Annotated in this window: 9 protein-coding genes; 2 read left to right on the top strand and 7 right to left on the bottom strand. The window is 45.8% G+C overall.

The window, feature by feature from the left end; genetic code table 11:
• The first annotated feature begins 6 nt into the window (after positions 1-6).
• Together G587_RS0103465 and G587_RS0103460 are read left to right on the top strand one after the other, a co-directional pair.
• On the top strand, positions 7-882 hold the full coding sequence (locus G587_RS0103465; protein ID WP_026491109.1) for a carbohydrate ABC transporter permease: 876 nt from the start codon (positions 7-9) through the stop codon (positions 880-882).
• Positions 879-2,555: an ABC transporter substrate-binding protein gene (locus G587_RS0103460; RefSeq protein ID WP_026491108.1), complete on the top strand. Its 1,677-nt coding sequence runs from the start codon at positions 879-881 to the stop codon at positions 2,553-2,555. Before G587_RS0103465 ends, G587_RS0103460 begins: the two co-directional genes overlap by 4 nt.
• Positions 2,556-3,402: 847 nt before the next feature.
• Here the strand turns inward: G587_RS0103460 and G587_RS21210 are convergent.
• The 7 genes from G587_RS21210 to G587_RS0103425 form a co-directional block, all read right to left on the bottom strand.
• Positions 3,403-5,577, bottom strand: coding sequence for a glycoside hydrolase family 3 protein (locus G587_RS21210; protein ID WP_051200660.1), 2,175 nt, complete (start codon positions 5,575-5,577; stop codon positions 3,403-3,405).
• Positions 5,578-5,586: 9 nt separating this feature from the next.
• Positions 5,587-7,617 (bottom strand): beta-galactosidase, encoded by a 2,031-nt coding sequence (locus tag G587_RS0103450; RefSeq protein ID WP_026491107.1) that lies wholly within the window; start codon positions 7,615-7,617, stop codon positions 5,587-5,589.
• A gap of 88 nt (positions 7,618-7,705) precedes the next feature.
• Positions 7,706-9,388, bottom strand: coding sequence for a response regulator transcription factor (locus G587_RS0103445; RefSeq protein WP_081679317.1), 1,683 nt, complete (start codon positions 9,386-9,388; stop codon positions 7,706-7,708).
• A gap of 127 nt (positions 9,389-9,515) precedes the next feature.
• On the bottom strand, positions 9,516-11,390 hold the full coding sequence (locus G587_RS0103440) for a cytochrome c oxidase subunit IV (protein WP_026491105.1): 1,875 nt from the start codon (positions 11,388-11,390) through the stop codon (positions 9,516-9,518).
• 35 nt (positions 11,391-11,425) lie between these two features.
• The gene (locus G587_RS0103435; protein WP_035785666.1) at positions 11,426-12,394 is read right to left on the bottom strand and encodes a carbohydrate ABC transporter permease; all 969 of its coding nucleotides are present in this window, start codon (positions 12,392-12,394) and stop codon (positions 11,426-11,428) included.
• A 22-nt stretch (positions 12,395-12,416) separates the two neighbouring features.
• Positions 12,417-13,853 carry an ABC transporter permease subunit gene (locus tag G587_RS26575; RefSeq protein WP_026491103.1) on the bottom strand — a complete coding sequence of 479 codons (1,437 nt, stop codon included), beginning with the start codon at positions 13,851-13,853 and terminating at the stop codon, positions 12,417-12,419.
• A gap of 166 nt (positions 13,854-14,019) precedes the next feature.
• Positions 14,020-15,186 (bottom strand): serine hydrolase domain-containing protein, encoded by a 1,167-nt coding sequence (locus tag G587_RS0103425; RefSeq protein WP_051200658.1) that lies wholly within the window; start codon positions 15,184-15,186, stop codon positions 14,020-14,022.
• Positions 15,187-15,202 lie beyond the last annotated feature (16 nt).

The raw sequence follows: 15,202 nt of genomic DNA, 5'->3' as shown, positions 1-15,202 counted from the left end.
CGAAAAATGTCAGACAATCAGGATTTTGAGAAAATTAAAGCAAATGATAAAGCAAGGAAATTAACCAGTGGTGTGGCGCGTTATCTGCTTCTCACGCTCTGGGCGCTTATAGTGCTTTTTCCTTTTTACTGGATGATTCTTACATCCTTCAAAAGCTACAGCTCCTACAACGGTGAGTACGTTCCAAGGCTCATTATTACTTCGCCGACGGTGCAGAATTACATCAGTGCCTTTACGGAAGTTTCCCTTGGCACGTATCTTGTTAATACATTTATTTTTACAGTTGTGACAACGGCGATCATGCTTGTCATCGTGGTGCTCTCTGCCTTCGCATTCTCAAGATTGGAATTCCCAGGAAAGAACCTTGTTTTTACGATGTTTTTATCCCTGATGATGATTCCAAACGAGCTCGTAATTATCACCAATTATGTGACGATAACCGACCTCGGAATGCGCAATTCCTTCCCCGGACTGGTGCTTCCGTCTGTGCTTTCGGTTTTCTACATCTATCTTTTGAAGGAAAACTTCGAGCAGATACCGGATGAGCTCTACAAGGCTGCAAAGGTGGACGGAACCAGTGATATGAGATATCTTCGCCGCGTCATGATTCCAATCGCAAAGCCCACGCTCATCACAATCACCATTCTTAAGGTAATCGAGTGCTGGAATTCCTATGTGTGGCCCAGGCTTATAACTGATGATGCCAACTATTTTCTTGTGTCTAACGGAATCCAGGAAATTCGCGAGAACGGATTCGGACGTGAAAACATCCCTGCCATGATGGCTGCGGTTGTGGCTATTTCTGTGCCGCTTATGATCTTGTTCCTTATTTTCAGGAAAAAGATTATGGAAGGTGTTGCAAGAGGAGGCACGAAGGGATGAAGAAAAATATACATATTATAGGGACGATTTTTGCGTTACTATTTTCTACTACGGTTTTGACTGCTTGTCATGGAAGTAAAGAAGCAAAAGGCTTTGAGATACCCGAAAATTTTGATGAGTCGAAAAATTATGAGATTACCTTCTGGGCTAAAAATGATACCAATAAAACCCAGACAAAGATATACGAAAAAGCGATCAATAATTTTGAAAAGCTATATCCAAATATCGATGTAAAGATTCGTCTATACACAGATTACGGTAAAATTTATAATGACGTAATTACAAATATCTCCACAGATACTACGCCAAATGTCTGCATTACTTATCCTGATCACATCGCAACTTATCTGACGGGAGCTGATACGGTAGTACCTTTGGATGATCTTTTCGCGGATGAAAAATATGGACTTGGCGGAACAGAGCTAAAGTATGATGCACCAAAGCAGGATGAGATAATTCCTGAGTTTTTGATGGAGTGCATGATTGGCGAGAACCATTACGCTGTGCCTTACATGAGGTCCACAGAGGCCTGCTACGTCAACAAGGATTTTGTTGAGAAGCTGGGATACGAGATGCCACAAACCCTCACCTGGGATTTTGTGTGGGAGGTTTCTGAGGCAGCTATGGCGAAAAATGAGGACGGAACCTTCAAGCTAAATGGACAGAAGGTTTTGATTCCTTTCATTTATAAGTCAACCGACAATATGATGATTCAGATGCTAAAACAACAAGGGGCTGACTATTCAGATGCCCAGGGCAACATTCTTCTTTTCAATGATGTGACAAAGCAGGATCTTAAAACCATCGTGGAACACGCTAAGACAGGTGCTTTTTCAACCTTCAAGATTTCGGGATATCCTGCAAACTTCCTAAATGCGGGGCAGTGCATATTTGCAGTGGACTCAACTGCCGGATCCACCTGGATGGGCACCAATGCGCCGCTTTCTGACATCGCTGAGGATAAGGTTGTTGACTTTGAGACAGTGGTTTATCCTGTTCCACAGTTTGTGGAACGGGGAGCTTCTGATATGCAGAGTAGAAGTGATGGTACTGCAAATGCTGGCGCTGATGATTCTAAGAATCAGACTACAGGGAATAAGCAGTACGCCATGATTTCTCAGGGACCTTCAATATGTATCTTCAATAAGAAGGATCCGCAGGAGGTTCTTGCTTCATGGCTCTTTGCACAGTACATGCTCACTAATGACGTACAGACAGGCTATGCTGAGACCGAAGGCTATGTACCTGTAACCTCTAAGGCCCAGAATTCCGAGGAATATCAGGATTACTTATCAAGAGGCGGAGAGGACAACACCACTCACTATCAGGTGAAGATAGATGCTACAAAGCTTCTTCTTGAAAATCAACAGTATACATTTGTAACCAATGTCTTTAGCGGATCGACCTCTCTTCGAGATGCTGCGGGACAGCTCATTGAAAATGTTACCAAGTCCGTCCGCAGAAAGAAAACAGTTGACGATTCCTACATGGAGCAGCTTTTTTCTGACACCATGAATCTCTATCACCTAAACCAGAGTGGCGCTGTCATGACCGGAAAAACGGACCTTGGTCCACTGCCGAAGGAATCCAAAAGGCTCATAGAGATACTTATCATCGTGTGGGTGATTATCGGAATATATATAGTGTATGGAAGAAAAAACAAGGCTGAATGAGCCTTGTTTTTTGTGTTTTACGCGGGAGTAGTGTTTTGGGGGTGGTTACGTCTACTCGCGAACTTGTTTTTATACTGGTTACTCTGCGGGAGCTATCTTCCGACGCCGTTACGTCTATTCGCGAACTTGCTTTTATACTGGTTACTCTGCGGGAGCTATCTTCCGGCGCCGTTACGTCTATTCGCGAACTTGCTTTCCTACCGGTTGAACTATTTTATTGCTTTTTGGGGAGTGTTACACCGGTAGGATTGTTTTCCTCAATATCGGTTGCACACTCATACCAACTTTATTGACTCAACTACGCCTATGATCTAATTTGTTCGCGGGTTGACGTAACTCATTCCTGGACACTCTTCCCGCACATCAACCAATTTGCGCTTATTGTGCATCGCTGGTTGAACAGCCACCTTTGAAGCCCCTGAGAAGTTCATCCAATATGACCACACTAGACTCTTCCGGTCCAACCGCGGGTAATTCCTACCGTTAGCCGTTACGTCAATCCGCGAACAAATCCCCCCTAGACGCAACCACAAAATCTCAGCTTCACACGCATTCAGACAGTATCTAAAATTGTTCGCGCATAGACGTAACTCCACCCCACCCACACCACCCGCGAAGCGAGGCACAATACCGTACAATACCCCACACACTCTCAAACCACCATAAAAGAACAAAGAGTCGCTTGCGACTCTTTGCGCGCTGGTGCGCGCAAGCTTTAGCTTGCAAAATTCATCTGCGCACCAGTCGCATCCATAGCGGAGCGCTTTTTATTCAATAGGAAATCCGAAGGAAGCTATTGAATAAAAAATGCTGCCCCGCAGGGCAGCATCTCTACTCTATCTCATCATTACTCTATCTCTATCAAATCCCTACTGTTAAATCCAACAGCATACTTGCCAACTCCAATCCTGTCTCGCACAGGAACCTCAAACTCTATCTCAGAGTTAGCGCGGATGTAAACCTTCTCAAAGCCTACAAGCTCCAGATAGTCCTGATGCTCGTCGGGGAGGCGGTAAACCTGGATAATCTCAGCGCCGTCCACATCAGATTTGTTGGTAAGCTTACCCTTAGCGGTGTGCTTTGCATGATTAAAGGAAGGTGAGCTTATCTCAAAGTCTGAGTAAGTGATTCCATATCCGAAGGGGAACTGAACCGGAATGTTCTCCTTGTAAATATGTCTGTAGCCGATGTGGAAGCCCTCGCGGTAATGAACCATTTCAGGGTCACCGAAGTCACCAACGCTAAGAGCGGAGGAGTCTTCAGCCTTGCAGTAAAAGGTCTCCGGAAGATGTCCACAGGGATTGATGTCGCCAAGGATTACCTCAGCAAGGGCGTTTCCACCCTCCATGCCGTTGTAGTACATCCAGATAAGTGCCTTACACTTATCAAGCCATCTTGTCATATCCACGGCGCCGCCACCGATCATGGCAACAACTGTGTCAGGGCGCTTATCTAAAAGAGCCTCAAGAAGTTCATTCTGCTCATAAGGAAGATCGATGTTCTTTCTATCAATTCCCTCAGAATCAATATCGTGATTAAGACCACCTACAAATACAACGTAGTCATAGTCATCAACTGCTGCCAGAGCTTCCTTGCGCAGATGCTTCCTATATTCAGCGATATCCTTCCAAGTACCATCGCCACTACCATTCACCCCTGCACTACCGGCATTACCATTTCCACCAGCACCCTCGCATCCGCAATTACCCTGATCTGCACCCTCACCATCAGCGGTCTTTCCACCGCCGTCCTCAAGGCTGAGTGCCTGCCAGTTTGTTCCGTTAGGAGCAACATTCTCAACAATTGTACTTGCATAACCGCGAAGGTAATCAACCTGAGCAGCACCGCCGATACGAGACTTAAGTCCCATGAGAGGTGATATCTCATAAAGAGCCTTGATCTCAGCACTTCCACCACCATTTGAATGAATTCTGTTGGCGTTTTCACCGATAACAAGAATCTTCTTTGTCTTGATATTGTAGCGTCCAATAGGAAGTGTGTTGTCCTCATTTTTCAGAAGTACAACACTTCCGCGGGCTATGTCGAGGCAATCCTGTCTTGCTGCGAAAGAATTGTAAGGAGCATCCTTTCTTATCATCATATCATCATCAAGCATGTTGAGACGAAGCATAAGAATAAGGATTCTCAGCACCTTCTTATCAATCAGCGCTTCATCCACCTCTCCGCTAAGGACCTTCTCCTTAAGCGGATTAGCAAGCTTATAGTCATCAAAATCATCTGTAACTGACATCTCACAATCGATATCAGCCTCTGCTGCCTTAACTGTGTCATGGACAGCGCCCCAGTCGGACACTACAAAACCCTCGTAGCCCCACTCTTTTCTCAGGATGTCATTGAGCAGGTACTTACTCTGGCTGCAGTACTCACCGTTTAGCTTGTTATAGGCCACCATGATACTGTAAGGATTCGAATTATCAATTACATCCTTGAAAACCTGAAGATACAGGCCGCGCAGTACCTCATCATCAATCTCCTCATCCACTTCAAGTCTCTGGGTCTCCTGATGATTTAAAGCAAAGTGCTTAAGGCAGGCAGCCACATCCCAGCTCTGAACACCCTTTACATATTCAGTGGCGAGCTCAGAGGTCAGGAAAGGATCCTCACTAAAATACTCAAAATTTCTTCCACAGAGAGGTGATCTCTTCAGATTCATTCCGGGCGCAAGAATCACGTCCTTGCCGCGACCTCTTGCCTCTTCGCCGAGAACGTTTCCCGTTCTGGAAGCAAGGTTGCGGTTCCATGTGGCTGCAACTGCGCTGTTACAGGGCAGATATGTCACATAGTCATCAGTGTTTCCTACAGGAATCCACTCCGAGGGATGAAACTCCGCACGAACTCCCATAGGTCCATCGGACATGGAAAGCGGCGGTATTCCCAGACGCGGAACGCCCTTAGTCTTGAAAAATTCATTACCGTGAATCATTCCGATCTTTTCATCAAGTGTCAGCGCTTCAAGTATTTCCTCTGCACGGTATTTAAGTGTTTGTATTGATCCTTCCATTTCTTATCCTCATTTCGGTCTTCTGATAATATGTACATCCTTCGGTGCAATTCTATGCATTCCGGATGCAAGCTCTATTCCGCTTATAAGCTCTGTACCATCCTCGTGAAGCTCGTAGATTCCTTCACTTTCGCCATGGTTCAGAACATACAGAATCTTTTCCTCGTCGTTCTCTCTGCTGGTGACCTCCACATCGCTTGATGTAAAGGTAAGCGGGTGAACACCGGCTTTTCCGAGAACATCTGATAAAAATACTGCCCTAAAATCCTCGTCAGACTCGGTCGCAACGTAGTAAGCTCTTCCGCCGCCAAGCTTTCTTGAAGTGATTACAGGCATTCCCTGATAGAAGTCCTCCAGGTATCCGTAGTCATCCAGCATCTTGGCACCCTCAAGGTGTACCAGATCGCACATCTTTCTTGCGAAGTACCTCTGTCCGTGATAGCTGAAGTGGTTGTGCTTTTCAGGAGGAAAAGCGTCCGTCTCCTCAACCCAGATGCCAAGAATATCGCGGAGCTTTCCGGGGTAACCGCCTGTTATAACAAGGTCACTTTCCTGAACATATCCGCTGAACACACCTGTCACGAAGCTTCCGCCGCCCTCGATGAAGGCTCTTATTCTCTGATCAAGATCGTCCTTTATCATGTAAAGAAGAGGCGCGATAACAACCTTATATTTTGTAAGGTCTGAGTCCTGAGAGATGATGTCCACGTTCACGTTGAGCTTACGAAGAGACTCGTAGTACTGGGTGATGGTCTCTCTGTAGTTCATTTCATTTGTGGGACCTGCTGATAGCTCCGTTGCCCACCAGTTATCCCAGTCGAACATCACTGCAACCTCAGACTTTGTCTCCATTCCGATAGAGCATCTGCCAATCTCCCACAGCTCTTTTCCAAGCTCTGTGATCTCTCTGAAAACTCTGGTATTACCTGTGCCTACATGGTCAATCACTGCTCCGTGGTATTTTTCACAGGCACCGATACTCCTTCTCATCTGGAAAAAGAGCACGCTGTCAGCTCCGTGTGCCATGGCCTGATAGCTCCAAAGTCTCATGACGCCAGGTCTCTTAAGTGAGTTGTAGGGCTGCCAGTTAGTTACGCTGGGTGTCTGCTCCATAAGTGCGAAGGGTGCGCCGTCGCCAACACCTCTCATGAGGTCGTGGCTCATTGCAATCCTTGCGGGAGAATCCGTAGGCTGCGGGTAGTTATCCCATGAAACGAAGTCCATCTCCTTAGCCCACTTGCGGTAATCCAGCGGTTTGAAAAATGCCATGAGGTTCGTGGTGATATTAGCATCAGGTATGACCTTCTTTATCTCGTCTCTCTCAAGGCAATAGCATGAGAGAATCGCATCGGAATTGAACCTTCTATAGTCAATGGAAATTCCCTGGAAATCCGTATGAAGTCTTCCGCCCCATACACTCTCCTCCGAAAGCGCATTGGGAAGAACTATCTCATCAAAATCGTAGAATGTATGTCCCCAGAAGGATGTATTCCAGGCCTTATTAACCTCTTCGATTGTCTTATATCTGTCCTGAACCCACTCTCTGAAGGCCTTTTCACAGGACTCGCAGTAGCACTCGCCGCCAAACTCGTTGGAAATGTGCCATGCTATTATGTTCTTCTGATTTTTATACTGAGCAGCAAGTCTTGAAGCAAGTCTTCCTGCGTACATGCGGTATGTGGGACTTGTGGGACATGAGTTGTGGCGTCCGCCAAATTTTCTCTTTCTGCCCTCAAAATCCGTTCTCAAAATATCCGGGTGACGCTTAGCCATCCATGCAGGATGAGCGCCTGTTGATGTCGCCATGATTATATTCATGCCATTATCAGTGACCAGCTTAACGATCTTATCAAGTCTCTCAAAATCGTACTCATCCTCAGAAGGCTGAAGCGATGCCCATGAAAAGACGTTCAGCGTAACGGTGTCAATCCCCGCCTGCTTGAACAGCTTCATGTCCTCCTCCCATATCTCCTCCGGCCACTGCTCCGGATTGTAGTCTCCCCCATAGGGAACTTTTTTCAAATTTTCATTCCAGCTCATTTCGCCTCCTTTTTCCCCTCATCCGTCAGCTTCGCTGACACCTTCCCCCAGTGGGGGAAGGCTTTAATGATGTTTTTTTATATTGTCTTTAATTTGTCTCTTTTTTCTGTCTGCGGAACTCCGCAGGTGTCATTCCGGCATGCTTTCTGAACTTTTTGCCAAAGTAGTCCACATCGTTATAGCCCACTAGCTGTGCCACCTCGTACACCTTGTACTTCCCTTCTGCCAGGAACTCCTTGGCCTTGGCGATTCGGCACTCATTCAGGTAGTAGTTGTAGCCTGTGCCAGTGGTCCTTGTGAAAAGTCTCCCCAGATATCCGCTGTTATAGCCAAACCTCGAAGCCAGATCTTCAAGTGTAAGCGGCTGCGCATAGTTTCTGTCCGTATAGGATATGATGTCGTCTATAATGTTCTCAGAACCCGCGTGTTCATGGAGTTTCCCCAGCGCCTTCTCCAGCGTCTCCACCATATACTGCATGATCTCATATAGGTAAAAACGTCCCTCTATGAACTCAATTATTCCCGCATGTGTATCAAAAATATCAGCGAGCATCGGGTACTGCTTTGACAGTCTGTCCTTAATTCCAAGAAGAATCTCCGTCACATAAAGGCACGCATCGGAGTTACCTGAAATGTTGTCCTTTATGTAGTCGTAGAGCTCCTCCGTGGAGTTGATCATGGCTGTTCTGTTTCCTGCTATTATCGCATCCATGATCTTGTCTGTAATGCGTCTCTGCTCTTCCTTAAGCGCTGCTTTAGCTGCTGCTAAATTATCTTCTTCAGTACTCTTTTCAGAATCCAAATGACTTGTCCCATTCTTATCTCTGCACTGATTATTTACGAAGCTCTCATTCTCCGCTCTCACGAAGTGCTCCGCCTCATCACAGAAAAATCTTCTGTCCGCAAGGCTCTTGGCAGATTCGTAAGAATCCTCTATTTTAACCGGTGAATCCACAGCCTTTCCGATAGCTATGAAAATATTATCGAGGGGGCTGTCCGTTTCAATCGGCGATTTTTCATAATGTAATATAAAGTCCTCAAAGCGCGAAACCGCTGCCTTACCCTTAAGAAGAATGCAATCGTATCCGCTGACATTAAGAAGCTCAAAGCTGTTTTCATCAAGAAATGTGGGTAAGAGATCCGGCAGTTTGTAGTCTCCGGAGGTCTCATGGATCACCACCTGATACAAAGGAGAAAGGAGCTTCATGGATTCGAGCTCTTCCCTTCTGTCCTCAGTCAGTGTGACATTCTCAGCTTCGTCCTTTTCAAAATATGTGCCTAGAAGGAGCTCGCTTGTAACAACGCTCTTGGCCTTATTTCTTATCTGACCGGAGCGTCTTCCTTCCTTGGCATTTTTATCGATCTCGTCTTTTATCTTTTTTACTGTATCGTAAAGCTCATCCTCGTCGATGGGCTTGGTGATATAGTTGGTTACTCTGTTTCTGATGGCGTCCTGGGCATAAGAAAAGTCGGAATACCCCGACAATATGATGAAGTATCCATCGTAGCCTTCGGCCCTCGCCTTTTTTATTACATCTATTCCATGGATCTTAGGCATCTGCATATCCATGACAACAAGTGAAGGGTTGAGCTTTTTTATAGAAGAAAGAGCTTCCTCTCCGTTAGAGGCCGTTCCGGCGATCTCGAATCCAAGCTCATCCCAGTCTATTATCAGCTTAATTCCTTCTCTGATATTTTCTTCGTCGTCCGCAATAAGTACGGTCTGCATGCAGAGCTCCTTCCAATTAGTTTCCAGTCTGCTAATTATCATTCTATCATACCGTTTGTCATTTAATCGTTAAATTTCAATTAAAAGACTTTAGAAAAAGCTGCGACCATTAAGCCGCAGCTTTTTCAACAACTAAACACCCAAAAATTAGGAGGTGGGTTACAAATAATTATTCTGCAAGTGCTGCCTTCTCAGCGTCTGCGCGAAGCTTAGCCTCGTTCTCCTGGAACTCAACGCACTCTGCATAGCCGTACTCGTCAGCCTGCTGGATCATGTCTGCAACGATCTTGTCGAACTCTTCATCAGACTCAGCATAGATAGCCTTCCAAGAGTTGTCCTTTACGCAGGTAGCAACCTGATCCCAAACAACCTGGAGCTCATCAGAACGAACGCCGCCAGTGTACATTGTGCCGGGTGCAAGGATGTAATCCTGCTTATCAAGGTAAAGGTCAGGTGTGTTAGCGCCTGCGAAGTCTCTCCAATCCTTCTCGATGTCAGAACCAGCCTCGTTTGAGAAGCTTGCCCAGTTACGATAGTTGAATGTTTCACCGTTGCTGTCAGGGTTAGGAGCGTCAAGTGCCCATGTTGTATTGTTCATCTTGAAGGAACCGTCATCATAAGTACCTTCGTAGCCGTTGCCTATCTCTGTTGAGATGTCTGTCTTGCATGCAAGACCTGTCTCTGTGAAGCATGTGTTGCCGTTTTCATCGTAGTACCAGCAAACGTCCTTAGGACCATACTCAGCGATCATACGTCCCTCGGGAGTTGCAAGCCAGTTGATGATAGCCATGCAAAGCTCAGGATACTCTGTGTTTGCACCGATTGACCAGATTCTGTTACCACCATAGATGTTAAGACCATATCTGATAGGCTTAGCCTCTGCAGGCTTTACAGGGAACATACCCTTGCCTGCTGCCAGGTGATCAGGTGTGTTGTAAAGAGCGGAACCCATGAAGTTAAATACGTTTAAGAAAGCTGTTCCGTTCTGATAATCTTCCTGCATACCGTTGAAGCCCTGTGTCTGTGAATCGGGATCAAGAAGGCCCTTCTGGTAAAGTGTATTGTAGAACTTAAGTGCTGTAAGGTAAGGACCGTTCTCCTCAAGTACAGGATGATATGTCTGTGTTGAAGGATCATAGAGTCCAAGACCGAACTCATCATATCCGTAGTAAGCTGTTGCTGTAGACTTAACGAACATTACCATGTCGCCGTCCCAGTCATTGAAAAGTGATACGCCGTAGGTCGGATTGCCGTTATCATCTGTAGGGCAAGCTTCCTTCATCTGTGCAAGAACATCTACAAGTCCGTCGAGGTCCTTGATTTCAGGAGAACCGATCTCCTTGTAAAGATCATATCTAAGATCCCATGTGTACATGAATGAGCCGGGATCTTCTGCAGATCTTGTAACATCATGACCGATACCATAGAGCTTACCGTCTGATGAAATTCCTTTATTTTTCTCAAGAGCAGGTCCCATGTTTGCCTGGATGTAAGGTCCATAATCCTTTACAAGATCATCCTCTTCCCAATCGAAGAGCATTCCCTTATCTACTGCCTGCTGATACTGGTCACCGTCATTTCCCCAGATTACAAGGTCACCGAGGTTACCGGACTCCATACGTGTGTCATAGACACCGTCATTCTCAGGGATGATGTTGAGCTTAACATTGAACTTCTCAAGCATAACCTGGCCAAACCAGCCTGTCTGCTCGCCTGAGTAGTTAGCAAGCTGATCGTAAACATCAAGAGTTACTGTCTCTGAAGGGATGATGTCTGATAAATCTCCCTCGAGCTCTCCTGAAGTTTCTGCTGCATCTGCAGCATCACCTGCGTCCTCTGCAGTGTCTGCAGTGTCTGCGCTGTCAGCAGCTTCCTCTGAAACCTCTTCTGCGCTGTCCTCTGCAGCATCCTCTGCATCGTCTGCGTCATCTGCAGTATCTGTGTCTGTACCTGTTGTAGTTCCTGCAGGGTTGCTTGTTCCACAGGCAGCTAATGAAAATGCCATTGTGGAAGCCAGTAAAATTGATAATACCTTCTTTTTCATTTCTTCCTCCTTTATGAAATACCCATACGGGTGGGTTAACCTTTAACTGCTCCAATCATTATTCCCTTCTCGAAGTAGCGTTGCATGAAGGGATATACGAGCAGGATCGGGATGATGGTTACCATTGCGATTGTGTACTTGATAACCTTTCCGTTCAGCGCCGAGTCAAGTACGCTCTTGCTGATTCCGGATGTACTGCCGGCGCTCATGAGTGCTGACAGGTTACTTGTTGTATTAAGGTAGATGTACAGTCTGTGCTGCAGTGTGTAGAGCTTGGGCGCTGACTGCATCAAAATAAGTGAATCCTGGAATGAGTTCCAGTGACCTACCGCACCGAAGATTGCAATTGTTGCAAGGATCGGCTTTGAAAGCGGAAGGATTATTGTCCAGAAAATCTTAAGGTGTGAAGCTCCATCGAGGGATGCACTCTCCTCAAGCTCTCCGGGAATCGCTGACTCAATGTAGGTCTTAACCAGGATGATGTTATAGGGAGCAACGATTGCGGGAATAATGTAAGCCCAGAAGGAATTGGTCAGTCCCAGCATTGCCATGTTCAGATACCACGGGATGATTCCTGCATTGAAGTACATTGTGATAACAAGGAATCTGTACCAGAAGCTTCTTCCCCACATCTCCTTTTTTGTAACAAGATAGCCCACGAAGGCTGACGCAAGAACCATGAACATTGTTCCGAAAATAGTTCTCGCAAGTGTTACTCCGAATGCTCCGAAGAGGTCGTTAACCTGAAGAAGTCTTATATAGTTTTCAAAGTGTATCCCTCTCGGAACGAAGTTTATAAGTCCTTTTCTTACCAGCTCATTGTCACTTATCGTGTTAATGAAAAGGTAGTAAAACGGGAAAATACAAATGATTGTAAAGATCGCAAATACCGTGTAGTTAATGATATTGAAAATGATGTCTCCCGGTGTTTTCTTCATCATTTTGCTGCGCTTTTTTTCATACTCTCTCTCGGCCTTGGCCTCAAGTCTAGCTGCACTTGCCATGCTACTCATTTTTTCACTCCTCTTATACGATGGTCTCGCCGCGAAGCACCTTACTAATGGTGTTTGCAACATACAACAGTGTTACGCTTATCACAGATTTAAGCATTCCCACTACGGTTGAAAGCGGGATAGCACCTTTTACGATACCCATCTTATAAACGTAAAGGTCGAGAACCATGATCTGTGTTGTATTTGATGAATTTTCAAAAACCAGGTACTGATCCATTCCGTTTGACAGAATACCTGCCACAGCCATCAGGAGCAGAACATAGAAGGTAGGCATAAGTCCGGGAACAGTTACGTGCCACATCTTCTGGAAACGTCCTGCACCATCAACTGTTGCCGCTTCGTAAAGCTGCTGGTCAATACCTGAGATACCGGCGATGTAAATGATTGCGCTCCAGCCAAGTCCCTTCCAGAGTCCCCAGAGAAGCATCTTCAGCCATGTGTTAGAACCACTCATAAGGAAGTTCTTACCCTCGGTCCAAATGCCGAGATTGATCATCATTGAGCTTATGAATCCATCTGTTGAGAAGATACAGAAGGCAATCGCGAACACAAGAACCCAGCTTATGAAATTGGGGATTGTTGTGAAGGTCTGTACGAATCTTCTGAATCTGCTGTTTTTAATTTCTGATAAAAAGATCGCAAAGGCCATCGGAAGCCAGCTTGTTGCGATACCGAGTCCGCTCATTGCAAGGGTGTTTTTCATAACATTTACGATGTCCCTTGTTGTGGACTTATTTCTGACAAGCTGCGCGAACCACTTGAAGGCCACGAAGTTGTCCATGCTCAGCGTATCTCCGGATTTGTAATCGAAGAATGCGTATCTCCAGCCAAAGAGAGGCAGGTAGCAGAACACGAAGGTCAGAACTATGAAGGGAAGGAACATAAGGAACAATTTGAACCTTGTTTCCATCTCGAACTTTTCACTCTTCTCAGGTCTTCCTACAAGGAAGAGAACCGCGATGGAAATAACCACCATGAGAACCAGAAGCACCAGCATTATGTAGAAGAAGTTCTGGAACATGGGCTCAACCTTTGAGGGCTTTGTGGTTGCAGCTATCTGAAAATATGCTGACCATATGCCTCCCATTGAGCAGGCTGAGATCACCGCTCCTACAGTGCTTATGAGGTTTCCTGCAAACTTGCATTTCCTGTTTCCAAGAGAAAGGCACGCACCTACCGCACAAGCGATAATGCCGATACAGATTGCAAGACTAGAAAGATTAAGGAGTCTCATTGTGGACTCTAAAACCCAGCCCTTTCTAAATGCTCTTCCGAAATTGGATATTAAATTTCCATAGGAAAATCCGGTTGTAAGAAGCGATGTGCTTCTATTGATAAGACCACTTACTCTCGCAACATTAAGTCCCGGAAAGAACAGAATCACGAGAAGTGCTACAGAAATAATACGATAGGGATAGTAGGCGATTTGCGCCGCTTTTTCCTTTTTCACTTTTTTATCCTCCCATACATTTCACAGGTGTATCCCATGAAAAAAACACTCGTAGGTTGCCGTTTCCTCGGCAGTATTTCCTACGAGTGTAATTTTAGAAGAATATGTATTTTTCAAGTACCCAAATATTTTTACATAAAATACTGTAATTTTTGTACCTGGGTTATCAGGAGAAAATAATGTTCCTGAACTTACGGGTAGCGGGGCCTGTACCGTAGTCTACGCGCTGGGTCAGCATAAGTATTGTAGTTTTGGACTCGGGATCGTTTGCAAAGTAAGGTCCGAGCCATCCATCCCAGCCGTACTCTCCCATGCCTGCCATGATGCCTGCGCGGTCAGGATTCTTCATGATACGCATAAGGTTACCATAGGAAAATCCTCCGAGTGTGGACCAGCCGTAGAGGTCATTCTGCTGAGCATCTGTGAGCTGAGGGCTTGTCATGAAGCGAACACATCTCTTTGTGAGGATCTCTTCTCCTTCGAAGGTTCCGTCGTTCATGAGCATTCTTGCAAAGTTAGCGTAGTCATCGATTGTTGAGAAAAGTCCTGCTCCGCCTGACTCGAAGGCGTTCTTTTTGCCATCGTCGCGGATTCCAAGGTTATTGCCGCTGTAGGGAACGGGCTCCGAACCGTAGCAGTTATAAGCCATAGCGTATCTGTCCTGCTTTTCATCAGGCACATAGAAGGCTGTGTCCTTCATATTTAAAGGCTTAAAGAGTCTCTCCTCCATGAATTCACCAAGCTTCATTCCGGACGCCTTCTCAATTACAGCTCCGAGAATGTCAGCGCTTGTGCCGTATCTGAAGTGCTCACCGGGCTGAAAAGCAAGCGGAACCTTGCCGAGACGCTCAGCAAATTCCATGGTGCTCATCATGTTGTCAGTGCTGAATCTGTCTATCATTTCGTTATAGATATTGCCTGTCTCGATCTCAGAGATTGTATCTGTGAAGGGATACACAAGTCCTGAAGTCATGTCCAGAAGGTCCTTGATGAACATGGGACGATCTGCTCTTACAGGTCTTCTTACTCCTGCTTCGACTATCTCCTGATTATTGAAGCTGTCGATGTACTTTCCAACGGGCTCGTAGAGATCGATGATTCCGTCCTGGAAAAGAAGCATTGCTGCAGCTGCTGTGATGGGCTTACTCTGTGAGTAAAGTCTCACGATGGTGTCACGCTTAAAGGGCTTTTTCTCCTCGCGGTTAGCAAAGCCAGCCTCAGCGTAGAGCTCCTCTTTTCCATCCTTAAGAACAAGGAAATTAACTCCCGCCAACTCATTTTCTTCAATCATTCTGTTCATGCAGTCCTGAAGTAATTGTTTTTTGTCACGCATTTTCTTTCTCCTCTTA

This window comes from Butyrivibrio sp. XPD2002 (genome assembly GCF_000423945.1).
Taxonomy (GTDB): Bacteria; Bacillota; Clostridia; order Lachnospirales; family Lachnospiraceae; genus Butyrivibrio.
Note: the sequence above shows the minus strand (reverse complement) of the source record. Positions and strands in the feature narration are given on the sequence as shown.